The sequence below is a fragment of the Hyalangium ruber genome, from assembly GCF_034259325.1.
In the GTDB taxonomy this organism is placed as follows: domain Bacteria; phylum Myxococcota; class Myxococcia; order Myxococcales; family Myxococcaceae; genus Hyalangium_A; species Hyalangium_A rubrum.
In genome coordinates, this window is the sequence record NZ_JAXIVS010000008.1 from 1 (window position 1) to 22,863 (window position 22,863).

The window sequence follows — 22,863 nt, forward strand, 5'->3', positions numbered from 1 at the left end:
AGGCCTGGAAAGCGGATACCCCGCAGACAATCCACCGCCTGCGCAACGCGCACCTGCGCCCGCACCTGGAGGCCTTCTTCCGCTGGGCAGAAGAGGAGTACTCCCAGGTGCGCGACGAACGGGGCCTCGTGCGCTCCGCTCTCGGCTACGCGGTGCGCCAGAAAGAAGCCCTGATGCGGGTGCTCGACGACGGCCGGCTCGTGCTCGACAACAACCGCTCGGAGCGCGCGCTGCGGACAATCGCCGTGGGCAGGAAGGCTTGGCTCTTCGTCGGCAGCGATGGCCACGCCCAGAGTGCCGGCAACATCCTCTCCCTCGTCGCCTCGGCGCGCCTGCACGGGCTCGACCCTGAAGCCTACTTGCGCGACCTGTTCCGCGTCCTCGCCCACTGGCCCAGGGAGCGCTACCTGGAACTGGCCCCCCGCTACTGGGCCAGCACCCGGGCTCGCCTCGACAGCCAGCAACTCGCTGCGGAGCTCGGTCCTCTCACTGTCCCGCCGCCCCTCTCCCCGACGCCGGAACAGGAAGCTGCGGCGAACGGCTCGTCCCGATAGCGCTGGCTGTGAGGGCCTCGCGTCCATCGCCCCACTCTGCGCGCCTCTCCTGGCTCATGCCAGACGGGGTTCGTGCAGCGGATACCCGGTGTGCGGAGCCCGCCAGCACAGCGGGCAGGCTTCACGCTTGCCCGTCCGGTACGGAGGCAGCGGAGCCAATAAACAGAGGGCGCACGCGGACGCGCCGCGCCGTCTGGAGCCTTTAGCAGCCCTGCTGGAAGTAGCGAGCGGCGCGCCCTGGTGTTGCTCCTGGCGTTTCCGCTGGCCTTCCTTGCTTTGCTGCCGGTGTTGTCGCCGGTGTTGCTGGCGTTCTTCCCGCCGCTGCTACCGGCCAACCAACGGCGCACGACTGCGCCGCACATGGAGGGTTGCCCCTCCTGGGAGTTTTTCCCACCCATCGCCCTAACCCGCCCTTCCAAACTCGCCTAACCAAACTGCCCCGGAACTTCCCAGAGCAGGAGTGACACAACGCAAAGGAAGGTGTCATCGTCAGATACGCCAGCACCCGGCGCCTGCCTCCACACCTGCCGCAGGCGAACACGTCCAGCGCGAAGCTCCTGCGCAGCAACCCGGCCCAAGTAAGCCGCGGCGTGCGCTCTTGGGTCGGCTCCTGCCTCGTCGCTGCTAAAGGCGGCTCACTTGCCTCTTCCGGCTTCGGCTCTGTCCCCGCTTGAGGGAGCTCTGCCCCCGCTTGAGGGAGCCGGCCATGTACCACGTCAAGACGATGATCGTGGACGGCGTCTGGACTTCGGTGGGGTTGACCAACTTCGACCCGCGCTCGCTGCGGCTGAACAGCTCTGAACCGAGGCAGACATTCAGGCGCGGTTCTCGGACCAGGGCAGTCCCCACGCGGCATGCCCGATAGGCATGCTAGTCCCTACGAACAAGTATTGTTCCGGGATTTTCTTCCGTACGAGACTCTCACCCAAGGCAGATCACTTGGCCCTCTGCTGGCCTCCCAATGCAACCCACTGCCGTGAAAAAGGACCCCATGTCTGCACTCCGACTCCTGGCTCTCTCGCACCTGTTGCTCGTCGGCCTCCATGCGCGTGGAGACGAGCTTCGTCCCGGGGCCGATCTGATCGTTTTCAACGCGAAGATCACCACTCAGCACCTAGCGCAGCCGACGGCTTCCGCGGTCGCGATCAAAAGAGGGCGGATCTACGCAGTGGGCGACGACGCCGAGATCCTCGCCCTCAAGAACAGCAAAACCAAACTGATCGATGCGGAGGGGCATCGCCTGATCCCGGGCATCAATGATGCCCACGTCCACGTGCTGAATGAGAACAACTACAACTACAACGTGAGGTGGGACGGGGTTCCCACCTTGAGCCGCGCCCTCGAGATGTTGAAGGAACAGGCCAAAAGAACGCCCAAGGGCCAATGGGTCAAGGTGATCGGGGGTTGGTCGCCGTATCAGTTCAAGGAGAACCGGTTCCCGACCTTGGAGGAGCTGAACGCCGCGGTACCTGACCGGCCGTACATCGTTCAATACGCCTACAACCAGGCGTTCTTGAACGAGTTGGCGATGAAGGAGATCGGCGTGGGAACCCCCAAGTTCCAGATGCCGCCCGGCACGGAATTCGAGAAAGACATGCAAGGCAAGTACACCGGCGTCGTGCGAGGGTTCACCTGGACCTTCGTGGCGCTCGAAGCGGTGGTCCCGTTGCCTTCCTTCGCGGAGAAGGTGAACTCGCTCGCCTACGCGATCAACGACTTGAACCGGTTCGGAGTGGTATCGGCGCTGGAGTCCGGCAGCATCATCCCCTACCCGGAAGGGCACAAGCCCATCGAAGCCCTGATCAGGGATCAGCGTTTGAACGTTCGTTTCCCTTTCATGGATCTCCAGCTCGTCGAGCCCGGCGCTTCGATGGTGGACGCCGAGATCGATGCCATCACCAAGAAGTCTCCGACCAGCCCCGGGGACAACACGCACCCGACCCTGGCGCATGGTCACGAATACCAAACCAACGGAGAAGTGCTGAACGCCCAACTCCACGACCATGAGAACTTCGACCGGCCGGCTGTGGTGATCGATCGGGAATTCATGCGAAAGACCGTCGAAGAGGACGTGGGCAAGCTGGTGAAGCGGCGAAGCCCGTTCCGGATGCATATCAGCTACGACGAGAACATCTCTCCATTCCTGGATGCTCTGGAAGCGCTGAACAAGAAAACGCCTTTCGACGGCCTGCGGTGGAGCATCGAGCACGCCGAAACGATCAGCCCGAAAAACATCGAAAGGATCAAGAAACTGGGCGGCGGAATCGCGCTGGACGACAAGATGGCGCTCCACGGAGACGGCTTCATCAAGACCCACGGCCGCGAGGTGGCCCTGCAGACGCCTCGCTTGCGTCAGCTCGTCGACAGCGGGATCCCGCTGGCCATGACCACCGACGGATTCAGGGCTTCTTCTTACAACCCGTGGGTGGCTATCCAGTGGATGGTCACCGGCAAGTCGGTGTCGGGCTCGGAGATCCTGGCCAAGGACAACCGCCTGAGCCGGGAAGAGGCGCTCAAACTCTATACTTTGGGTGCCGCGTGGTTCACCAAGACCGAGAACGAGAGCGGGAGGATCGCGCCGGGCAACCTAGCGGACTTCGCGCTGCTGAGCACCGACTACTTCTCGGTGCCGGAAGAGGAGATCCAGCATATCACTTCCGTGATGACCGTCGTGGACGGGAAGGTCGTGTTCGGTGCGGGCAAATACAGCAAACTCGCTCCGGAACTGCCGAAGATCATCCCGACGTGGTCCCCGATCAAGTACTTCGGCGGCTACTATGGCGCGAAATGACGAGCTGAAACCCATGGGCCAAAGCGTGAACAAAGCGCATGGAGCCGCCGGAGCGGACGTGATCATCGTGGGCGCTGGGTCGGCGGGGGCCGTCCTGGCCCGCCGATGGGCGCGGAGAGCGATCCGACCTCGGTCGTGGATCGATGGGGACAGGTTCGGGCCGTGGAAGGCCTACGGGTCATCGATTCGTCGATCATTCCGGCGATCCCGTCGGTTCCTACCAATCTGACCACGATCATGTTGGCCGAGAAGCTCGCCCATGAGCTGTTCCGATGAGAGGCGTCAGACGATGAGCAGACCCGCCGCCGGACGAAGCGACTTCAGCTTCACGGCGGCCAGGATGGCCAGGAAGTCGGTCCCTGCCGAGGACAGCTTGGCTTGATCGTAGATCACCACGACGGGCAGCCTGGGCGGGGCCGGCAGCACCGGACGGAAGTTGAGCCGGCTGCCCGCGAGCTTAGCCATCGTCTCGAAGCCGATCGCGACGCCTTTGCCGGACTCGACGGCCGCGAAGAGACTGGAGATCCCGTCGCACTCCATCACGATGTTCGGCTCCTCGGTGAACCCGGAGAGGATCTTCCGGATCGCCGAATGAGCCTCCGGGTGCTCGCTCTTCGTGAAGGTGATCAGCCCTTCCTTCGCGACTTCGGCCAACGGCACTTGCTTCAGCTTCGCGAAACGGTGCTCTTTGGGGAAAGCCACGGTGACGCCGTAGCTTCCGAGCTCTTTCATCGCCAGCCCCTCGAATGACTGGGGGGCGACGCCGATGGTGATTCCGAGATCCAGCTTCAGATCCCTCACGCCGCGGACGATCCCGTTGCTCGACAGGTCTTTTAGCTCGATCTGGATCGATGGATGCTGCTTGTGGAAAACCCGCATCGCTTGCTTCAGGAGTTCCACGGCCGGCGTGGCGGCGAATCCGATCCTCAGGATGGACCGATGCGAAGGCGATTTCCGTCGCACCTTCTCGACGGCGTCTTCGACCCGACGAAGGATGACCTTGCATTCGGCGAGAAACACCTTGCCCGCTTCCGTCAGAGCGATGGAATTGGGATATCGCTCGAGGAGCTCGACTCCGAGCTCCTCCTCCAAGTCGCGGATTTGCCGACTGAGCGCAGGTTGAGAAACATGAAGCAGTTGCGCCGCGCGGGTCACGCTGAGCTGCTCGGCAACCGCCGCGAAATACCTCACGTGTCTGAGTTCCATGATCGCAGCATAACCAAAAGGCATGCTAGCGGCACCTAAGGGGCAGTCCGCGCCCCAGCTCGCCTGCCTCCGCCAGCAGCGTGGCGAGGTTATCCCTCACCGCCTCATACAGGATCATCGAGGGAGAGCAGCTCACACTGCGTACGCAGTCGCTCACTGTCGATCCCAACGTTAGAAATCAGGGCTCGGGCTGCGACGCGCAGATAACCACGGAGGTAAGTTGGGAGAACAACACGCTCGTGATTCCGGCGACCGTGAGTAGCTCGGGCACCGTGGAACAGTTCGTCCGCGACAAAAAGAAGGGCACGACGGCGACGAAGCCCCTTAGCTCGTCTCAGGAGTCGTGCTCCGTCAGTCTCACGAAGGGCCGCTACTCGCTGACAGTCCGCGATGACGGGGTGGTCCTTCTCACGTCCTCGGCGGAGCCGGGTGTAGTGGAGCTGGAGCCGATAGACGACGTGGAGCCGAAGTTCTTCGAGCGCTTCAATGCCCTGGTGAAGTAAGGCGCGCAGCAGAGCGCGGGGTGTTGAGCCCCAAGCACCCTGTCAGCCCTTACGTCGGCAAGCTGCTGCTCGCTGTCCCCGTGCTGCACCCATCGCGAGCGGAGTGGGCTAGTTGTTGATGACTCGAAAGACTCTCCAAGGCGCTGCTGGAGAGTCCCTGCGGAGGAGCCAGCAATTCACACCGACCGTGCTCGGCTGGAGCGTATACGTACCGATGGTGTAGAAATGGAGGCCATCGGGCATCGGTAGGTACTCCCAGCCCTCGTACTGCATGACGAGCAGGTTCTTTTCTTTGCTGCTCGAGCCACGGTACGCGCCGACGATGCCATCGTAATAGGCTTGCCGCCCGTAGATGAGGCCAGTGCCTGACGTCGACTCGGGGGCGTTGGCGATGCCGACATCCTCGGTCGCCAGCTCCTTCATTGCTTCGAACTTCTCTGCTGCGTAAAGCTGGTTCCAGGTTCGAGCGAACTGCTTCACTTTCTCAATCTCGGACTTCACATCAAAAGTCACGGGCTTGCTTTCGGTCATGCCCGCCACGCTAGCTCACCCGCGGCCGACCTACGCGGGTTGAGGGGACACCTCTCCTGCAGGCGGTGACGAGGCGGCCTCGGGACGCTTGCCCGGCGTTCCGGTGAAGAGGAACTGCAGCGCGGCGGGCGCGCGCTTGCGCCAGTCGTGCTCACTGTGCGTTCCGTCCTGGTCCGCGATCCAGCAGAGCGAGGTGTCGTCCCAGCCGCGCTCGCGCAGGTGGTGGACCAGGCGCTCCGCGTCGGCGACGACCGAGCCCCCGTCCTCCTTGGCGCCCGCGTCGATGTAGATACGCGACGTCCAGGGCTTCGGCTGCGCGGCGACGTAGTCGAAGATCTTCCGCTCCGCGAACCAGAAGGACGGCGACATGCACAGCGCGGCGCCGAACAGGTCCGGATGGCGGAAGTGCGCGTAGAGCGCGGCGAGGCCGCCCATCGATGAGCCGCCCACGGCGGTGCCCGCCGGGTCCGTCCGCACCTTGAACTCCTGGGCGATTTGCGGAGCCAGCTCCGCCTTCACCCACGCGAGCAGGTCATCCGCCCGCCCCGCGCTGTCACCCGAGGTGAAGGGCGACAGCTCGTCGAGCCGCGAGGAGCCGCCGTGGTCGATCCCCACGATGACCGGCGCGGGCAGCCCCTGCTCCGCCAACTGCTTCACCGCGTGGTGGACGTACCACCCGCCCGAGAACGAGGGCGCGTCGTGAAAGATGTTCTGTCCGTCGAACATGAACAGCACCGGCGCGCCACCCGCCGCTTCGTTCGGCGCGTACACGCGCACGTGGCGTTCCTGCCCCAGGCCGGGCACCTGGAAAGGCCCCAACAGGTAGATGATGTGCTCTGCCATGAATGTGGGCATCCCCTCGTTGGGCCCAATTTTTGAAGCACTCCGCGTCATGGCAAGCCCCCTTCCACACGAATGGCGAAAATCTCGGTGGGGGAGCGGAGGCGGCTCGGGAGCGGGAGAAGGACTTACAGCGCTTCCAGAGGGTGTGCGATGAAGGGTCGTCCATATGACGCCACGTTCGGCCTGAGACCCCCGACATGCGCAAGTTCCTCATCGTGGCCGCAGTCCTCGGAGCCGTGGGGCTCGGCCTCTTCATGCTCTCGCGCTGGGGAGGCTCCCCCGAGGTGTCGAGCCCGGGGCAGCCCTCGGCGTCGCTGAAGCCAGCCGCCACGAAGCTGGGAGCCGAGAGTCCCGAGGACCTCGGCGCGCGAGGCACCGCGGACGCGGGCAGCACACCGACGCTGGCTCGTCTGCCCTCGGAGGGAGACGGACTGCTGGAGGTAGAGGTACTCGCGGGCGGGCGCCCCGTGCCGGGTGCCAGCGCGCGGCTGTACTGGCGCGGGGCGAGGGATCCGAACCTTGGCGAGGTGTCCTGGCGCCTGGCGAGCACGGGCACCACGGATGCCCAGGGGCGCGTCCGCCTCGCCTCGCGGCCCGGCCTCTACCTGGTGGCGGTGCGAGCACCGGGCTACGCGCCACTCAAGCGGGATGTGACGCGCCCCTCTGGCGAGGTACGCACCTTCCTGAGCCTCACGTTGGAGCAAGGCCAGTCCCTCACTGGCCACACAGTGGTGAAGGGCTCGCGGGAGCCGCTGCCCCTGGTGGAACTCGTCTTCACGGTACAAAGCCCCCAGCTGCCTCTCTGGCAGGATGCCGAGGCTCCCGCCGAAGAGCGGGCGTACGCCAGCAGTGATGCACGGGGCGCCTTCAGCGTGGAGGGCCTGGCCTCTGGCAGCTACCTGCTGGAGGCGCGCGCGCCCGGCCATGCGCGAGCGGTGATGCGCAATGTGCGGGTGCCCGCGGCGGGCCCGCTGACGGTGGCGCTGTCAGTCGCGGGAGTCATCGAGGGCTTCGTCGTGGACGCGCAGGGGCAGCCGGCCGCGGGCGCCGAGGTGCTGCTCGGCGGCTTCGTCCCCCAGACCGTCTCCACGGGCGAGGGGGGTGGCTTCTCCGTGGAGGTGGAGGCGGGCGACTACACCGTGTCCGCGCGGCGCGGCGAGGAGGCGGGCGCGCTGGACAGCCCCGTCCCCGTCAGCGCGGGTCAGACGGTGCGCGACGTGCGGGTGCGGCTCGGCCAGGGCGCGGGGGTGGAGGGGCGCGTGGTGGCCCACGCCACGGGGGCTCCCGTGGCAGAGGCCAAGGTGGACGTCAGCCCCTATGGCGCCAGCGGTGACTCCGGCCGCGCGGTGACGGACAGCCAGGGGCACTTCTCCGTGGGGGCCCTGGCGCCGGGCAGCTACGATGTGGTGGTGAATGCCCCGGGCTTCGCGCCCCTCACGCGGCGCGGGCTCACGGTGTCCGGGGGCGAGCGCTTCACCCTGGAACTCGCGCTCACGGCCACTGGCGCCGTGGAAGGCCAGGTGCGGACCGGGGCGGGCCAGCCCGTGGCTGGAGCCCTGGTCACCGCCGGAACCCGCTGGGGCGGGCCCCTCGTCGGCGAGCCGGCCGAGTCCCGCACCAACGCCGAGGGGCACTACCGCCTGGAGGGGCTCGGTGTCGGTCGCCTCTACCTCTCCGCCAGGTGGGAGGGCGCGACGGCTGGGGTGAGCCAGCCCGTGGAGGTGACGGAGGGCGGCACGCAGCGCCTGGACTTCACCCTGGAGGAGACGGGCACCGTGGAGGGCGTGGTGCGCGCCGCTCAGGGCGCCCTGCCTTCCTCGCCTTTGACGGTGATGGCCTTTCCCCAGGATGGCGATCGCAGCGGTCCGGCGGGCATTGGTCAGACGCAGGTGGAGGCCCGTGGCAACTTCACGATGAGTCTCCCACCGGGCACCTATGACTTGTACGTCTCAGAGGAGCGGCGAGGCCTGGGGCTCCGAAAGCCGAAGCAGGTGCGGGTGGAGGCGGGGAGGACCGTCCAGGCCGAACTGACCTGGCAGAGCGAGGCCCCTGGAACTGACGAGCTTCGGGGCATCGTCCTCGAGCCGAGCGGGGCACCTTCTCCGCTGGCCTTCGTCACCCTGTCCATCGAAGGCCAGCGCGGGGGCGTGGGCTCGCTGATCCCCACGGACGAGGAGGGGCGCTTCTCCATGCCCTTGCCTGCGGGGAGAGGAGGCACCGCCGCGCGCTCCATCACCTTGAGCGCACGCAATGGCGGGCGCATGGCGGAACTCCATGACGTGAAGCCCGAGGCGGGAGAGGTGGTGGTGCGGCTCCAGCCCGCGGCCTCGATCCAAGGCCGGGTGGTACGCGCGGGCCAGGGCCTTCCGGTGCGGGGCTTCACCGTCTCCTTCCAGCCGAGGAGCTGGGATCGCTTCCCGCTGGATGACCTGAGCTGGGAGTTCGCGGGTGATCGCTTCGAGCTCCGAGACGTGCCCGCCGAGCCGCTGGAGCTGGTCGTGCGCACGGCGGACGGCGCTCGGGGTGACGCCCAGGTGTTCCCGGATCCCGGCGCTTCGGTCACGGTGGAAGTCACGTTGGCGGCCACCGCGGGCGTGCGCGGCCGGGTGGTGGATGCGGCCACCCTGGAGCCCATCTCCGAGGCGTTCATCTTCCTGGAGGGAGAGCGCCCCATGAGCATGAATCAGGAGACGGCGAGCGATGGGCGCTTCAAGCTGGATGGGGTTGCGCCAGGCGAGCACACGCTGGTCGTCGTCGCGGGCAGGGAGCGGGAGCCGGTGCGGCGTCCCATCACGGTGGTGGAGGGCCAGGTCCACGACGTGGGAGACGTTGCCTTGAGCGTGCCCCGAGTTCCCTCTGGCACCATCGGTATCCGGGTGAGCCCCGAGGGCGCGCGGATCGTCATCAGCCAGGTGGTGCATGAGAGCCCCGCGGCCCGAGCGGGGCTCGAGGTGGGAGATGTCCTGCTGAGCGTGGACGGTACGCCCGTCACGGAGCTCATGGACGCCTTCCGGAGGCTGAAGGGGGCCCCCAGCTCGCCGGTGGTACTCACGGTGCGAAGAGAGGGCACGGAGCAGTCCTTCTCCGTCCTCCGTGCCCCCTGAAGCAGGCGGGAGCGGACAGCCGTCAGCTCGCTCGGCAGGTTGTTCCAGCATGTCGCAGGAGTGACGGGCTCCGGTATCCTTGACACGGGACGGGTGGCCCTCATCCTCGACGTGCCCTCGCTCCTCAAGAAGGCCCACCCATGACGTGGTTCCGAAACCTCTCGATTCTGACCAAGCTCTTCGGAGCGTTCGTCATTCTGCTGGCCCTCTCCACGGCGATCGGGATCTTCTCGCTCCGGCAACTGTCCTCGTTGCATGGCGCGACCCGGCGGCTCACCAATGACGAGCTGCCGGCGCTCGCCTCCGTCGCTTCGTTCCATAGCGGTTTCAGGAACTACCGGGTGGCGGAGATGGAGCACATCCTCGCCACGGACGCGGAGAAGATGTCGCGGATCGAGCGCCATATGGAACGCTTGCTGGCGGAGATGGTGAAGGCCGCCGAGAAGTACGAGATCCTCATCACGGAGCCAACGGAGCGCCGCCTCTTCGCCGAGCTAGGGGCGCTCTGGAACGAGTACTCCGCCGAGCATGACAAGGTGCTGGCGCTGTCTCGGAGGAACGAAGACGCGCAGGCAGAGGCGATCCTCACCGGCCGGTCCGCGCAGATCTTCGAGACCATGACCGCCAAGCAGGATGAGTTGATGGCGCTCCAGCTTCAGGGCAACCATGAGGCGACGGCCGCTGCGGAGCGTACTTACGAGGCGGCGCGAGGCTTGATCGTCACGCTGATCCTGGCGGGAGCCGTGCTGGGCCTCGCCCTGTGCCTGTCCATCGCCTGGAGCATCTCGCGCCCGCTCGCGGAGGCCGTGAGGGTGGCCGGCCGCATCGCCGAGGGAGACCTGACGGTGCGAATCGAGGCCACGGGGGACGATGAGCCGGGCCGGCTGCTGAAGGGCATGGGGGCCATGGCGCAGCGGCTGGCGCAGGTCATCGGGGAGGTGCGGGAGGGCGCGGCGGCGCTGGCCTCCGCGGCGGGGCAGGTCTCCTCCTCCTCGCAGACCCTGTCGCAGGGCACCTCGGAGCAGGCCAGCAGCGTGGAGGAGACGACGGCGAGCCTGGAGCAGATGAGCGCCACGATCGAGCAGAACAGCCAGCACAGCCGGCAGATGGAGCAAATGGCGCTCGAGGGCGCGCGGCAGACGAAGGAGAGCGGCGAGGCGGTGAAGGCGACGGTGGAGGCGATGAACACGATCGCGGAGAAGATCGGCATCATCGAGGAGATCGCCTACCAGACGAACCTGCTGGCGCTGAACGCGGCGATCGAGGCCGCGCGGGCGGGAGAGCACGGCCGGGGCTTCGCGGTGGTGGCGACGGAGGTGCGCAAGCTGGCGGAGCGCAGCCAGACGGCGGCCAAGGAGATCAGCGGCCTGGCGGGCACGAGCGTGAAGGTGGCCCAGCGCAGCGGCGAGCTGCTGGGGGAGCTGGTGCCGTCGATCCAGAAGACGACGCAGCTGGTGCAGGAGGTGGTGGCGGCCAGCGGGGAGCAGGCCGCGGGGGTAGGGCACATGAACCGGGCGATGGTGCATGTGGATCAGGTGACGCAGCGCAACGCCTCCGCGGCGGAGGAGCTGTCGGGGACGGCCGAGGAGCTGTCCGCGCAGGCAGAGACGCTGCAGCAGCTCGTGGCGTACTTCAAGGTGAGTGACAGAGAGGGCAGGAGGCCCTGGACCGAGCTAGCCCGGCAGAGCGTGAGGCGGCCGGGAGCGGGTGGGCAGGGCGGCCCTGGCGCTTGGAGCCTGCCTCCCCCCGCGCAGGGCTTGAAGGCCGCCAGTCAGGCAGAGACGTCCCAGGCGAGCGAGGCGGGCCAGCACCCGCTGTCCGCCGAGGATCGTGAGTTCAGGCGCTTCTAAGCGGTAGACGGTGGTTCAACGGTCACGGCCGTCGAGCGCGAGCAGCTCCGGCTGTGGAACCTATGGCGGCACATTGACTCACCGCGCAATGACAACCTGAGAAGTCGGCTGCTAGACAGCGCCGAAACCTGAATCAACTTTCAACTTCGGAGGGGTTGTCATGCGGGGCACGACGCGTTGGCTGCTGTGCGTCTCGTGGTGTCTGATGGCTGCGGTGGGGTGGGCGCAGGAGGGTGGGACGATTCGAGGGACGGTCTACGTCTCCGGCAACGAGCCCCTTCCCGAGGCGCAGGTCGGAGTGGTGGGCACGGAGCTGACGGCCACCACCAACGCCGAGGGGCAGTTCGAGCTGCGCAACGTGCCCCCCGCGCGGCACGAGCTGAAGGTCTCCTTCCCCGGCTACCAGGACCTCCTCCAGCCGGTGGACGTCGTCGCGGGCCAGGTCGCGTCGCTCGAGTTGGACCTGCGGCTCGACGAGCAGTTCGGCGAGGAGATCGTGGTGACCGGCTCGAAGTTCGGGGAGAAGCGGCTCGAGTCTCCCGTGACGGTCGAGTCGGTGCAGGCCAAGGCGATCCAGATGTCCGGAGGCACCTCGTACCTGACGGCCCTGTCGGCGGTGAAGGGCGTGGACTTCGCGGACACCGGCGTGAACGAGAAGCGCATCTCCACCCGTGGCTTCAACACCCAGTTCAACTCGCGGATGATCACCATGGTGGATGGCCGGCTGGCGCAGATGCCCGGCAACGGCCTGCCGCTGGGCTCGCAGATGCCCACCTCGAACCTGGATCTCAAGTCGGTGGAGGTCGTCGTCGGCCCGGCCTCGGCGCTCTATGGCGCCAACGCCCACGCGGGAGTGATCAACCTGATCACCAAGTCGCCCTGGGATGAGTCGGGTGCCACGGTGGCGCTGCGCGGCGGCACCCAGTCGCTGGTGGACGCGTCCGCGCGCGTGGCGGGCACCGTCTCCGAGGACTTTGGCTACAAGGTCACCGGCCAGTTCGTTCGCGGCGAGGACTTCGTGCCGGACCGGGAGCTGCGGACCCATTACTACGGGGGTGGCACGCAGCCGCTCGTCTTCGAGGCGGACATGCTCGAGGACTATGACGTGCGCTCGATCAAGGCGGAGGGCTTCGTCTACTACCGGCGCGGGGACTGGAACTTCAAGGGCGGCTACGGCTTCTCCTCGGCGGATGGCATGTCCCTGACCAACTCCGGGCGTAACCACCTGCGCGACTGGCAGGTGCATCAGCAGACGGTGTCCGCCAGCCACCCGAACTGGTTCGCCCAGGTGTCGCGCACCACGAGCAACGCGGGAGGTACCTACCAGCTGGACCGTCTGGCTGGCCTGGTGCAGGCGGGGGGCGGCGCTCCCAGCGAGCCTTCCGAGCTGGACGCGACGCGGGAGCAGATCAAGTTCATCGACGAGAGCCAGCTCATCGACTCGGAGCTCCAGCACCAGAACTCTATCGGAGGACTGAAGCTCATCACCGGCCTGCAGCTGCGCCTGTACATGCCCAGCTCCCGGGGCTCCTACCTGGCGGACACGGATGGCAAGAAGCTGAATGCCACCGAGTTCGGCGGCTACCTGCAGGGCGACTACTCACTGCTGCGGGACAAGCTCCGGCTGGTGGCGGCGGCGCGGCTCGACACCCACTCCAACTACTCGGCGCAGTTCAGCCCCAAGGCCGCGGTGGTCTACAGCCCGCAGCGGAACCACCACCTGCGGGCCGGCTACAACCGCGCGTTCAAGAGCCCGACCATCCTCGAGAACTACCTGCTCATCAACAACACCCTGCTCGGCAACCGCACGGGCTTCATCATCCGGGATGCGGAGGGCAACCTGGTCTCGGAGATTGATCCGCTGGTGCCCGAGAGCGTGGACTCGGTCGAGGTGGGCTACAAGGCCACGTTCGCCGAGAAGCTCCTGGTGGACGTGGTGGCCTACCACTCGTGGTACGAGAACTTCATCAGCGCGCTGACGCCTCGGGCCAACCCCGCGACGGGCACCTTTGCCTTCTATCCGGACGGCAGGCCCGTGGCGGAGGGGACTCCCGGGCAGGGGGCGCTCTCCACCTACGCCAACTTCGGCCGCTCGCGCGTGGCGGGCGCGGATCTCGGGCTCGACTACATGCTCACCCCGCAGATCAGCCTCAATGGCAGCATCTCGTACATCAAGCTGCTCAAGTTCCACAGCAACGACCCGAGCCAGCCCTCGCTGCTGCTGAACGTGCCCGACTTGAAGCTCAAGGCCTCCATCACGCTGCAGAACCTGCTGGTGAAGAACACGTTCCTGCGCGTCTTCGGCCGGTACCAGACGGCGTTCGAGTTCAGGTCGGGCCGGTGGAACAGCACCCTGTTCTACGCGGATGGCAAGGTGCCGGCGCGCTTCGTGGCGGACATTGGAGCGGGCTACAACTTCGACAATGGCCTGGCGCTGAGCGCCAACGTCTTCAATGTCTTCAATGACCGCGGCGTGGACGTGCTGGGCGCGCCTCCCGGCGGGGTCATGGCCTCCATGCAGCTTGCGTATAAGTACGACGGGCTCAACTACTAGCGCGAAGCGGTGTCCGGGATATAGGGCGGGGGTGACTTCCACCTCCGCCCCTGTTCCACCCATCAGCGCTCTTCGCCTTCCCGGCTACGTCGCATTCCTCGCGACGTTCATGCTGGCGATGATGGCCGACAACATCGAGCACGTCATCAGCTACTGGGTGGCGTTCCAGAAGTTCCACTCGCCGGCGCTGGGTGGCTTCGCGGTCGTCTCGCACTGGTTGCCCTTCCTGCTGCTCTCGGTGCCCGTCGGGGCGCTGAATGACCGCTTCGATTCACGGCGGCTCATTCAAATGGGGATGGTGCTCTTCATCCTCGCGTCGCTGGGCTGGGGCTACTTCTTCGTCACGGACTCGCTGAAGGTCTGGCATGCGATGGTGCTCCTCACGCTCCATGGGGGCGCGGGCGTGCTCTGGAACACCTCCAGCCAGATGCTGCTCTACGACATCGTCGGGCCCGCCTCGCTGGCCAGCGCCGTGCGGTTGAACGCGACGGCACGCTACCTCGGGGTGCTGGTGGGCCCTGGCGTCGGCAGCCTCATCATGCGCACGCTGGGGCCGACATACGGCATCTTCCTCAACGTCGTCTTCTATCTGCCCCTGGCCATCTGGCTCATCCGCGCGCCGTATGGCCGCCACTACCGCGGCGTCGAGGCGGGGCCCAAGCGTGCGGTGAGAGGCCTCGCCGACATCCTCCAGACGGTGCGAGACGTCCGTGGCCTTCCCATCGTGTCCGGCATGGTGCTGCTCGCGGGCGCCGCGTCGTTCTTCATCGGCAACAGCTACCACGCGCAAATGCCGGGCTTCGCCGATGACCTTGGGCATGGAGATCCGGGCGCGGCCTACACAGCCCTGCTCGGCGCCGATGCCGCTGGCGCGCTGCTCGCCGGCATTCTCCTCGAGACGCGTGGAAGCTGGCTTCGGATGACGCCCACGGCCGCGATGACGCTCGCGCTTCTGTGGGGGAGCGCGCTCTTCGCCTTCGCGACGGTACACGTCTACGCGGTGGCGATCGTGCTGCTCTTCGCCGCGGGGTTCTTCGAACTCTCGTTCAGCAGCATGGCGCAGGCCCTGGTGCAGATGAATGCCCCCGACGCGATCCGGGGCCGCGTGCTCGGGCTCTTCGCGATGGCGGCGCTGGGCCTTCGCGCTTTCAGCGGCATCGTGGTGGGCCTGCTGGGGAGCGTGGTGGGAACCCACGTCTCTCTGGGCATCGCTGCCGCGGGTTTCGTCGCAGTCATCGCGTTCCTCTTCTGGAGGACGAGGCCTGCGACGAGGTGACGAACCCTCGGGTGAGAGGTGGGCGGTCACTGTAGGGCATCGCCGGATATGTCGGGTCTCGCCGTTTAAGCTAAATTAGTGGGACTTTCTTAATTTATTGGAGTTCAAAGATAGAATGCTCTATGAGGTCTGGACTCTTTCCCGACGCGTCCGTGCTGGGCCCGTGGGAAGGACCGATTCAGAACCAGAGGGGAAACGGGCATGTTCAAGAAAGCGGCAGTTCTCGTGGCGAGCTGTGGGGCGTTGCTGTCCGGCTGCGGTACCGAACCGCAGACCGAGAACGAGGAGATCATCTCCAACCTGGTCGAGGCCGGCTTCCCGGCCAGCGACATCATGGTCTCCGAGGGCTCCGTGTACGTGGGGCGTGATGCTCACGTGACCCTCGATGCGTCCCGGGAGATGCTCCAGGCTGGCAGTGAGGGCCCGGAGCAGTACCGGACGACCAATCTCGTCGGCACCAGCGTGACGAAGATCTGCGTCGTTCCCACCACCCAGTTCAACAGCTACAGCCGGCTCAGCGCGGGGCTCGATCTGGCCATCGCCAACTACAACAGCCTGGGACTCCGCCTGACCTTCGCGCGTGGCTCGGGCTCCGGCTGCACCGCGACCATCAGCGCGAAGACCATGAGCGGCACCGGCGGCTCCGCAGGCTTCCCCACGGGTGGCAAGCCCTACGGAACCATCAATATCGGCACCGGGCTGCAGAGCTACAGCGAGGACGTGAACGAGCACGTCATTACCCACGAGCTGGGCCACGCGATCGGCTTCCGCCACACGGACTACTACAATCGGTCCATTAGCTGCGGCTCCGGCGGCGACGAGGGCGCCTCGAACGTGGGAGCCATCCACATCCCCGGGACGCCGACCACTGCCACGGTGGGCGGGTCGGTCATGAACTCCTGCTTCCGCTCGACCGAGTCCGGCGAGTGGACCAACTCTGACAAGACCGCGCTGAACGCCCTCTACTGAGCGATGGTGCGACAGCCCCCTGGTTCGTTCACCACTCCGTGGGGGCTGATCCTCGCGGGCACCGTTCTCCTGGGTGTTACTGCCTGTGGAGATGCGGTGCCCGCGGCTCCTCTGGTCTGCTCGGATCCGAAGCAGCCGGAGGTGCGCAGTCTGTGGCAGTGCGGCCCGAGCCTCGATTTCACCCCCATCAACCGCTACCAGGGCGAGTTCGCTGACGTCCAGGACAGGGAAGACGCGGTCGTCCTGGTCGAAGGACGCTGCACCGGGACGCTGATCGAAGCGAGCGCGGGACCGGTGGTGATAACGGCGGGGCACTGCGTTGGGCTCGGGGATCGGCTATTGCTGGTCTTCAACTTCGAGGACGAGCCCGACGGAGACCCGCTGATCACCGAGGGCACTGTCATCGAGCAAGCGCTTGAGCCCGACTATGCGCTCATCCAGCTCGACGTGCTTCCCGCGGTCACGCCGGCCTTGCTGACGACCCAGGTCAGCGAGCGGTTGGCGATCATCCAGCACCCCCGGGGCTACCCCAAGGTCATCGCCGAAGGCAGCTTCCTGGACTCATGTAATCAGCTTGTCTACTACACGGACCTGGACACCCTGGTAGGGAGCTCCGGCGCTGGCGTGCTCAACCGTCAAGGCCACCTGCTGGGCATCCACACCGACGGCGATTGCGATGAAAAAGGCGGCGGATCCAACCGAGGCTGGACCGCGGAAGTGATCGTCGAAGCGTCCCCATACCTGCAGAGCGTCGACATCGCCGACCGCTGACGTGGCCATTGCATCCTTCCTCCGGGCTCGCAGTGATGGAGCCTTCGGCGGCGCTGGGCGCTCAGAGCAGCTGCTCGAGCTGCTTCTCATCGAAGCCGAGGACGAGCGTGCCCTTCACGTCGATGACCGGCACGCCGCGAGGGGACTTCTTGGCCGCCGCGGCCTTGTTGGCGAGTTCGGCTGCGGCATCCGGATCCTTCTCGACGTCCCTCTCCACGAAGGCCACACCGCGTGCCTTCAGCCAGGCCTTGGCTCGCTTGCAGTACCCGCACCACGCCGTGGTGTAGATCACCACGCCCTCGGATCTGGCCTCAGCCCGAGAGCCGGTTCGGCGCGAGGGGTTCTTCGTCGCCTCCTCCTGCGCCCGCGCGAGCTGCTTCTCGAGGTCCTTCAGCGTCGATAGGCCCGTTGCTTTCTCCTGGTGCTCCTTCCTGGCGCGTTTGCGCAGCTCCAGGGCCTTCGCGCTCTTGGCGGCGGGCCCTTTCACTGCTTCGAGATGGGAGAGGGCGACGTCCCACTCCGCGGCCTCGACCGCGAGCTCGGCCCGGAAGAGGTGGCCGGCGTCGCTGCGCGGGGCTGACTCCAGCCACCGGTCGGCGTACTTCTCTGCGTCTTCGAACTGCTCGAGGGCGCGGCTCGCACGCGCGGCGGTCTCGAGCACCCCTGCGTGCGCCTTGCCGTACTTCTCCGCCATGCGCGCAAGCTGGAGCGCCATGACGGCATCCTTCTTCGTCAGCGCCTTCCTGGCTGCGTCCGCCAGCACGTCTGCCGCCGCCGGGTGCTCTGCCTCTGGAAGTTGCTGGCCCTCGAGCGCGAAGTAGACGTCATCGATGCGGCCCGCCTTCAAGTGGGACTTCGCTTCATCGAGGGGCGGCGAGGCCGCGAAGACCATGGCGATCAAGAGCGCGTGCATGTCGGCATCAGCGGACCTGCCTCGACAGCTCGTCGATGCGGCGCAGCTCGTCCTGCGAGAGGGTGAAGCCCATGGCGCCGACGTTCTCCTCGGCATGGCGCCGCTTGGTGGCGCCGGGGATGGCGACCACGGTGTCCCCATGGAAGTGGATCAGCCAGTTGAGGGCCACCTGCGAGGCGGTAGCGCCGTGGGCCGTGGCAATTTTTCGCAGCTCGTCCACGAGCGGGCGGGTGCGCGCGAGCCCGCGGGGGCGGAAGCTCGGCAGGAACTTGCGAGGGCCCGGGCTCTTGCGGATGAGCTTCGGATCGTCGTGGAACTTGCCCGAGAGCAGACCCTGCGCCAGCGGCGAGTACGCGATGATCGTGATGCCCAGCTCCTTGGCGGCATCGAGCACGCCGTTGGACTCGATTCTGCGGTCCAGCAGGCTGTAGGGCATCTGGTTGGAGACGAGCGGAATGCCCCGGCGAGCCAGCGCCGCGTGGAACGCGCGCATTCGCTTCGCGGAGAAGTTGCTCACGCCCACCGTGCGGATCTTCTTCGCCTCGACCAGATCCGCCATGGCGTTGGCCTGGGCCTCGACCGTGGCGATCGCGAAGGGCTGATGGACCTGATGCAGATCGATGCCATAGGGGCTCAGGTACGCGATGCGTTCATCGATCGTCTCGGTGATGCTCAACGAGCCGCGCATCAGCGGCAGCCACTTCGTGGCGACGATGACCTCTCCCGGCTTCTTGCCCAGGTGCTCGAGCGCGGACGCGAGCGCCTGCTCCGAGCGGCCATGGCCGTAGGCCTCGGCGGTGTCGAACCAGTTGATGCCGCCGCGCAGGGACGCATCGACGATCTCCCGGACCGTCTCGGGGGGCAGGGCCTCCCAGAAGCCACCCACCAGGCCAAAGCCCTCGGAGAACTGCCAGCAGCCAAGGCCAATCGAGGAGATCTGGATATCCGACCGCCCGAGTCTTCGAAGTTCCACGCTGTACGCCTCCTGCGAACAGCATGCTCCGGACCCACGTGGGCTTGCAGGAATTTTCGTCACACAACGAGGCTGAAGGACTGTGATCCTGTTGCGCCATTCCGTCCATAGGACGCACTCCGGGCCGTTTTCGCGCACATGGCGTTTCTGCCAAGAGTCGGGCCCCTTGGGAGGAATGCATGAAGCGGACGATCGTGTCGTTGGTGGCGGTGGGACTCTTCGCGGGGTGTGGCGTGCCGAAGGCGCAGCTCGACGCCAAGGCCGTGGAGGCGGAGAACTACCGTCGGCAGTACGGAGATGAGGCCGATAAGGCGAAGGCGCTCGAGGAGAAGGTGGCGCAGCTCTCGGCGGACCTGGAGACCGCGCAGAAGGAGCGCACGAAGTCGGATGAGGCGGCTGCCGCCAGCGAGGCCCGTGCCCAGGAGCTCAAGAAGAGGGTAGGGGAGCTGTCGGCGCTCAACGAGTCGCTCGCCCAGAGCAAGGACAAGCTGGAGAAGGCGCGCGCGGAGCTGGAGAAGAAGTCCGAGGAGTACCAGTCGCTCGCGAGCAGCCTCAAGGATGAGATCAAGGCAGGGAAGATCGAGCTGTCCGAGCTGAAGGGCCGGATGGTGGTGCAGATGAAGGACAAGATCCTGTTCTCGTCCGGCAGCGTGAAGATCAACCCGGAGGGGCAGGCGGCGCTGGCGAAGGTGGCCGAGGCGCTCAAGGGCGCGGCGGGCAAGCACATCCGCGTGGAGGGCCACACGGACGACGTGCCGACGGACCCGAAGGGCTCCTTCCCGAGCAACTGGGAGCTGTCCACCACGCGCGCGATCGAGGTGGTGAAGCTGCTCAAGGAGAAGGGCGTGCCGGCGGAGCGACTCTCCGCCGCGGGCTATGGCGAGTACCACCCCATCGCCTCCAACCGGACGCCGCAGGGCAAGAGCCAGAACCGCCGCATCGAGATCGTCCTCGCGCCCGAAGACCAGGCGCCGGGAACGAAGACGAATTCGGCGAGTCGCTAGACCCGAGCCCCCACAGGAGGAGGAATCCATGAACGTTCGACTTGCCTGCACCGCCACGTTCGCGGCGGTGTTCGTGTCTGGTTGTGCCGCCCGGAGCCTGCAGCTCCCGGCCCTGGAGATGCGCTTCTACGAGACGCCTGCCCAGAGCGCGCCCAAGGAGCGGTTCCGCGAGGACGTCATCCTGAACGCGACGGTGATCGGGGATGCGGGCCTGCGCTACATGAAGCCCACCGAGCTGCTGAAGGCGGCGGAGACGGGCTCGAACCGGGGCGATCCGCAGAAGCTGATGCGGGCCGCGCGCACGCTGGTGCCTGGGGATGGCGTGGTACTGCTCGGCACGGTTCGCAGCACCTCCTCTGGAGGAGGCAGCGCGAACCTGGCCATCTACTCGCTGGCGCTGGCGTGCGAGAGGACGGACCTGGACCAGTCGGGAGACCTGCGTGGCTGCAAGGGCTACGTGCTGCGCGCGACTCGCACGTGGCCCGCGGAGGTGTATGCGCTCCCGGAGGCCACGGTGTCCCTCATCTCCGAGGGAGGCACGGCACATGGGCGCCTCCGCGCCAAGAGTGAACCGGGCGCGTTCAAGGCCGAGCTGGAGGGAGAGTTCGCCGCGAGCATCGTCGAGCTGGGCGCGGGGGCGCTTGCCTCGGACTCGGCGAAGTAAGGCGGCGCTCCGCGGGACCTGATTGGCTGGTGCTCGAAAATTACCGTGCGGGTTTCCAGGCCTCTCAGAGCCTGGAAATTCGCCGATTAATTCCCAGGAAACTTCTGCTTCTCAGCGTTCGATAACACGAACGATGTAGGCATCCTGGCCCCATCAGCCTTCACTGCCCCCCGTTCCCTACCGGAGACGCACATGGCCCCGATCAACAACTACCTGCGCCGCAACCCCCTCGCCCGGTACGCCCCCCTCCTCCAGAAGGGTGTCACGGACGCCGTCAACCGGGCCAAGGACAAGGTCGCCCAGGATCCGGCGGGTCAGGCCAAGAAGGTCGTCGACACCTTCACGAGCGTTCGGGACGGCATCCAGGGAGCCCGGGACCAGCGCCAGGCCGTGCGAGACAACGGCTTCAAGGACACCTTCAAGAAGAACTGGTCCAACGCGGCCAACCCCCAGATCAACTTCGACAAGGCCACCGCCCTCAAGCAGGGGATGAAGGGCCTGGGCCTGGTGGACAACCTCCGCAATCTGCCCGGCCAGGTGAACACGGCCATCCAGGACGCGCGCCAGGGCTTCCGCAGCGGCGCCACCCAGCAGGAGCGTGACAAGGCCATCGGCTCGGTCGCCACGGCCAGCAAGACGACGCTGGGCACCCTCAAGACGGGGATCGAGCTGGGCCGTGACGCGAGCAAGGTGGTGGGCACCTACCGCGCTGCCTCCAAGGCCTTCTCGGAAGTTGCGCCGGATGCGACCCGGGGTGCCCGGTTCGCCGCCGCCTCCACCGCCACCAAGGAAGTGCTTGGCGGCGCGGAGAAGACGAAGGACGTCGCCAACGCCGCGCGCGCCGCCGTGTCGGAGCTGGCGGGGGGGACCCGTGCCGGCGTTCCGGACGTGATGGGCGGTGGGACCGTCAAGGCCGCCAACCGGGCGCTGACCCAGGCCGCGGGTGAAGCCGCGGGTGCCGCCGTCGCCAAGAACGTGGGCAAGACGGCCGCCAAGGCCGCGGGCCGGTTCGTCCCGGGCCTCAACGTCGCCATGGCCGCGGCGGACGCGGCGACGGCCTACTCCACCGTGCGTGATCCGAACGCCAGCGCGACCAAGAAGGTGACGAGCGTCGTCACGGCGCTGGGCTCCGCGGCGGCCGCCACCAACATCCCGGTGGTCAGCCAGGTGGGTGCGGCGGTCTCCGCCGTCTCCGGCCTCGTCGGCGGTCTGTTCGGGTAGTTACGCAACGTGCGCGGAGTGGTGGGACAGTTGTCCCTCCGCTCCCGAGTCCACCATGGGCTACAGCCCCAACCCGCTCGCCGCGCAGCGCTTTGCCCGCGTGGACACCACGGCCGTGCAGCTCCCCGAGGCCACGCTTGCCTCGGACGAGCCCATTCGCGTCACGGTTCCCGCCCCACCTTCTCTCACCGAGGAGGAGCTCGTCCGCCGCTTCAACCAGCTGGCACGTGAGCACGCGCAGGTGCGTGAGCGCGAGCCGGGGGAAGCGGTGGAGCAGGGAGATGATGTCCAGCTGGACATCATTGGCTACGCCAACGACAAGCTCATTCCCTTCAGCATCCGCACCGGGCTGTGGATGGAGCTGGCGCCCGACGACGCGCTGCCTGGCTTCGCGGAGCTCCTCGCGGGCTCGGCGGTGGGCGACTGCGTGGGCATCACGCTCGTGCTGCCCGACACCTACCCGGTCGAGTCCCTGCGAGGGGTGACCGCACGGTTCATGGTCGATCTGCTGGCCGCGCGGGAGGTGCTACCGCCCGAGCCCGACTCCGTGGGGTTCCTGCGCCAGCTCGGCCGGGGGAACTCGCTTTCGGAGGTGATGAACGCCCTGGGCCAGGAGTTGCTCCAGGAGCGGACCGATGCGCAGTGGCTGGAGGCGCAGAACCGGGTGTTGGACGTACTGGCTTCCCGTCTGCGGGTGACGCTGCCCAAGGCCCTCATCGACGAGGAGATTCGTCGCCGCTGGGTGATGGCCGAAGGGCAGACGGTGCAGGAGAAGAACTTCTCTCCGGCCGAGGAGCAGGAGGCGCTCGAGGCGTGGAAGACGGACCCGGCCACGCGAGCGGAGGTGGAGCGGCGGCTGCGCATCTCCCTGGCGCTCAAGGCCGTGGCCCAGCGTGACGAGCTGAGGCTGGAGCCTGGCGAGGTGTTCGGTTTCCTCGAGAAGTACCTGGACGCCTACGGGCTTCAGGCCTCGGAAGTATGGGAGGCGCTCGTCAATCCCGAGACAGCCGCTCCCCTGCAAAACCTCGCCTGGCATCTGCACGCCGTCGAGCACGTGATGAAGCAGGCGGAGATCCACTTCGAGGGCGGCGAGGCCTGAAGCGGCTCTTGTCCTCCCAAGGCCCGGCCCCTGCCTG

The 22,863-nt window shown here is 66.8% G+C and carries 19 protein-coding genes; 14 read left to right on the forward strand and 5 right to left on the reverse strand.

Translation table 11 applies throughout. The annotated features are described in order from the left end of the window. From SYV04_RS23105 to SYV04_RS43775, 3 genes are all read left to right on the forward strand, one after another. Positions 1-554: IS66 family transposase (locus SYV04_RS23105; RefSeq protein WP_321548026.1), on the forward strand; the 554-nt coding region annotated here is incomplete at its 5' end. Positions 555-1,545: 991 nt separating this feature from the next. Next, positions 1,546-3,345, forward strand: a complete 1,800-nt coding sequence (locus SYV04_RS23110) for an amidohydrolase (RefSeq protein WP_321548027.1) — start codon at positions 1,546-1,548, stop codon at positions 3,343-3,345. A gap of 105 nt (positions 3,346-3,450) precedes the next feature. After that, complete coding sequence (locus tag SYV04_RS43775; RefSeq protein ID WP_422723967.1) at positions 3,451-3,621, forward strand: GMC oxidoreductase; 171 nt, start codon at positions 3,451-3,453, stop codon at positions 3,619-3,621. A 6-nt stretch (positions 3,622-3,627) separates the two neighbouring features. On the opposite strand, the gene SYV04_RS23115 is transcribed toward SYV04_RS43775, so the two are convergent. Then, positions 3,628-4,575, reverse strand: coding sequence for a LysR family transcriptional regulator (locus tag SYV04_RS23115; RefSeq protein ID WP_321548028.1), 948 nt, complete (start codon positions 4,573-4,575; stop codon positions 3,628-3,630). A 215-nt stretch (positions 4,576-4,790) separates the two neighbouring features. Between SYV04_RS23115 and SYV04_RS23120 the strand changes: the two genes are divergently transcribed. Beyond that, positions 4,791-5,054 (forward strand): hypothetical protein, encoded by a 264-nt coding sequence (locus SYV04_RS23120; protein WP_321548029.1) that lies wholly within the window; start codon positions 4,791-4,793, stop codon positions 5,052-5,054. A gap of 108 nt (positions 5,055-5,162) precedes the next feature. Here SYV04_RS23120 and SYV04_RS23125 read toward each other — a convergent pair whose 3' ends face one another. Together SYV04_RS23125 and SYV04_RS23130 are read right to left on the reverse strand one after the other, a co-directional pair. Beyond that, positions 5,163-5,585, reverse strand: a complete 423-nt coding sequence (locus SYV04_RS23125) for a hypothetical protein (protein WP_321548030.1) — start codon at positions 5,583-5,585, stop codon at positions 5,163-5,165. 30 nt (positions 5,586-5,615) lie between these two features. Then, positions 5,616-6,428 carry an alpha/beta hydrolase gene (locus tag SYV04_RS23130; protein ID WP_321548031.1) on the reverse strand — a complete coding sequence of 271 codons (813 nt, stop codon included), beginning with the start codon at positions 6,426-6,428 and terminating at the stop codon, positions 5,616-5,618. Between the two features lie 197 nt (positions 6,429-6,625). Here SYV04_RS23130 and SYV04_RS23135 point away from each other — a divergent pair, with 197 nt between their 5' ends. The 6 genes from SYV04_RS23135 (at position 6,626) to SYV04_RS23160 (ending at position 16,952) form a co-directional block, all read left to right on the forward strand. Further along, the gene (locus SYV04_RS23135; RefSeq protein WP_321548032.1) at positions 6,626-9,532 is read left to right on the forward strand and encodes a carboxypeptidase regulatory-like domain-containing protein; all 2,907 of its coding nucleotides are present in this window, start codon (positions 6,626-6,628) and stop codon (positions 9,530-9,532) included. Positions 9,533-9,672: 140 nt separating this feature from the next. Then, a complete protein-coding gene (locus SYV04_RS23140) occupies positions 9,673-11,382 on the forward strand; it encodes a methyl-accepting chemotaxis protein (RefSeq protein ID WP_321548033.1) in 1,710 nt (569 codons plus the stop codon). 160 nt (positions 11,383-11,542) lie between these two features. Beyond that, on the forward strand, positions 11,543-13,936 hold the full coding sequence (locus tag SYV04_RS23145; RefSeq protein WP_321548034.1) for a TonB-dependent receptor: 2,394 nt from the start codon (positions 11,543-11,545) through the stop codon (positions 13,934-13,936). A 31-nt stretch (positions 13,937-13,967) separates the two neighbouring features. Beyond that, positions 13,968-15,212, forward strand: coding sequence for an MFS transporter (locus SYV04_RS23150; protein ID WP_321548035.1), 1,245 nt, complete (start codon positions 13,968-13,970; stop codon positions 15,210-15,212). A 201-nt stretch (positions 15,213-15,413) separates the two neighbouring features. Next, positions 15,414-16,181 (forward strand): zinc-dependent metalloprotease, encoded by a 768-nt coding sequence (locus SYV04_RS23155; RefSeq protein WP_321548036.1) that lies wholly within the window; start codon positions 15,414-15,416, stop codon positions 16,179-16,181. A 3-nt stretch (positions 16,182-16,184) separates the two neighbouring features. After that, positions 16,185-16,952, forward strand: a complete 768-nt coding sequence (locus tag SYV04_RS23160; protein WP_321548037.1) for a trypsin-like serine peptidase — start codon at positions 16,185-16,187, stop codon at positions 16,950-16,952. Positions 16,953-17,013: 61 nt separating this feature from the next. Here the strand turns inward: SYV04_RS23160 and SYV04_RS23165 are convergent, their stop codons facing one another. Together SYV04_RS23165 and SYV04_RS23170 are read right to left on the reverse strand one after the other, a co-directional pair. Then, on the reverse strand, positions 17,014-17,865 hold the full coding sequence (locus tag SYV04_RS23165) for a glutaredoxin domain-containing protein (RefSeq protein WP_321548038.1): 852 nt from the start codon (positions 17,863-17,865) through the stop codon (positions 17,014-17,016). Between the two features lie 7 nt (positions 17,866-17,872). Continuing rightward, positions 17,873-18,838: an aldo/keto reductase gene (locus SYV04_RS23170; protein WP_321548039.1), complete on the reverse strand. Its 966-nt coding sequence runs from the start codon at positions 18,836-18,838 to the stop codon at positions 17,873-17,875. A 179-nt stretch (positions 18,839-19,017) separates the two neighbouring features. Here SYV04_RS23170 and SYV04_RS23175 point away from each other — a divergent pair, with 179 nt between their 5' ends. The 4 genes from SYV04_RS23175 (at position 19,018) to SYV04_RS23190 (ending at position 22,826) form a co-directional block, all read left to right on the forward strand. Continuing rightward, positions 19,018-19,842, forward strand: coding sequence for an OmpA/MotB family protein (locus SYV04_RS23175; RefSeq protein ID WP_321548040.1), 825 nt, complete (start codon positions 19,018-19,020; stop codon positions 19,840-19,842). Between the two features lie 28 nt (positions 19,843-19,870). Continuing rightward, positions 19,871-20,506, forward strand: a complete 636-nt coding sequence (locus SYV04_RS23180; RefSeq protein ID WP_321548041.1) for a hypothetical protein — start codon at positions 19,871-19,873, stop codon at positions 20,504-20,506. Between the two features lie 192 nt (positions 20,507-20,698). Next, positions 20,699-21,727: a hypothetical protein gene (locus SYV04_RS23185; RefSeq protein WP_321548042.1), complete on the forward strand. Its 1,029-nt coding sequence runs from the start codon at positions 20,699-20,701 to the stop codon at positions 21,725-21,727. Between the two features lie 55 nt (positions 21,728-21,782). Beyond that, entirely contained in the window at positions 21,783-22,826 is a 1,044-nt protein-coding gene (locus SYV04_RS23190; protein ID WP_321548043.1) for a trigger factor, read from the forward strand. Positions 22,827-22,863 lie beyond the last annotated feature (37 nt).

What these genes read in the sequence shown, in the direction of transcription:
- SYV04_RS23175 (WP_321548040.1), top strand. Translation starts at nt 19,018, where the DNA reads ATGAAGCGGACGATCGTGTCGTTGGTGGCGGTGGGACTCTTCGCGGGG.
- SYV04_RS23135 (WP_321548032.1), top strand. Translation starts at nt 6,626, where the DNA reads ATGCGCAAGTTCCTCATCGTGGCCGCAGTCCTCGGAGCCGTGGGGCTC.
- SYV04_RS23165 (WP_321548038.1), bottom strand. Translation starts at nt 17,865, where the DNA reads ATGCACGCGCTCTTGATCGCCATGGTCTTCGCGGCCTCGCCGCCCCTC.
- SYV04_RS43775 (WP_422723967.1), top strand. Translation starts at nt 3,451, where the DNA reads ATGGGCGCGGAGAGCGATCCGACCTCGGTCGTGGATCGATGGGGACAG.
- SYV04_RS23160 (WP_321548037.1), top strand. Translation starts at nt 16,185, where the DNA reads ATGGTGCGACAGCCCCCTGGTTCGTTCACCACTCCGTGGGGGCTGATC.
- SYV04_RS23125 (WP_321548030.1), bottom strand. Translation starts at nt 5,585, where the DNA reads ATGACCGAAAGCAAGCCCGTGACTTTTGATGTGAAGTCCGAGATTGAG.
- SYV04_RS23145 (WP_321548034.1), top strand. Translation starts at nt 11,543, where the DNA reads ATGCGGGGCACGACGCGTTGGCTGCTGTGCGTCTCGTGGTGTCTGATG.
- SYV04_RS23140 (WP_321548033.1), top strand. Translation starts at nt 9,673, where the DNA reads ATGACGTGGTTCCGAAACCTCTCGATTCTGACCAAGCTCTTCGGAGCG.
- SYV04_RS23155 (WP_321548036.1), top strand. Translation starts at nt 15,414, where the DNA reads ATGTTCAAGAAAGCGGCAGTTCTCGTGGCGAGCTGTGGGGCGTTGCTG.
- SYV04_RS23185 (WP_321548042.1), top strand. Translation starts at nt 20,699, where the DNA reads ATGGCCCCGATCAACAACTACCTGCGCCGCAACCCCCTCGCCCGGTAC.
- SYV04_RS23110 (WP_321548027.1), top strand. Translation starts at nt 1,546, where the DNA reads ATGTCTGCACTCCGACTCCTGGCTCTCTCGCACCTGTTGCTCGTCGGC.
- SYV04_RS23180 (WP_321548041.1), top strand. Translation starts at nt 19,871, where the DNA reads ATGAACGTTCGACTTGCCTGCACCGCCACGTTCGCGGCGGTGTTCGTG.
- SYV04_RS23130 (WP_321548031.1), bottom strand. Translation starts at nt 6,428, where the DNA reads ATGGCAGAGCACATCATCTACCTGTTGGGGCCTTTCCAGGTGCCCGGC.
- SYV04_RS23115 (WP_321548028.1), bottom strand. Translation starts at nt 4,575, where the DNA reads ATGCCTTTTGGTTATGCTGCGATCATGGAACTCAGACACGTGAGGTAT.
- SYV04_RS23190 (WP_321548043.1), top strand. Translation starts at nt 21,783, where the DNA reads ATGGGCTACAGCCCCAACCCGCTCGCCGCGCAGCGCTTTGCCCGCGTG.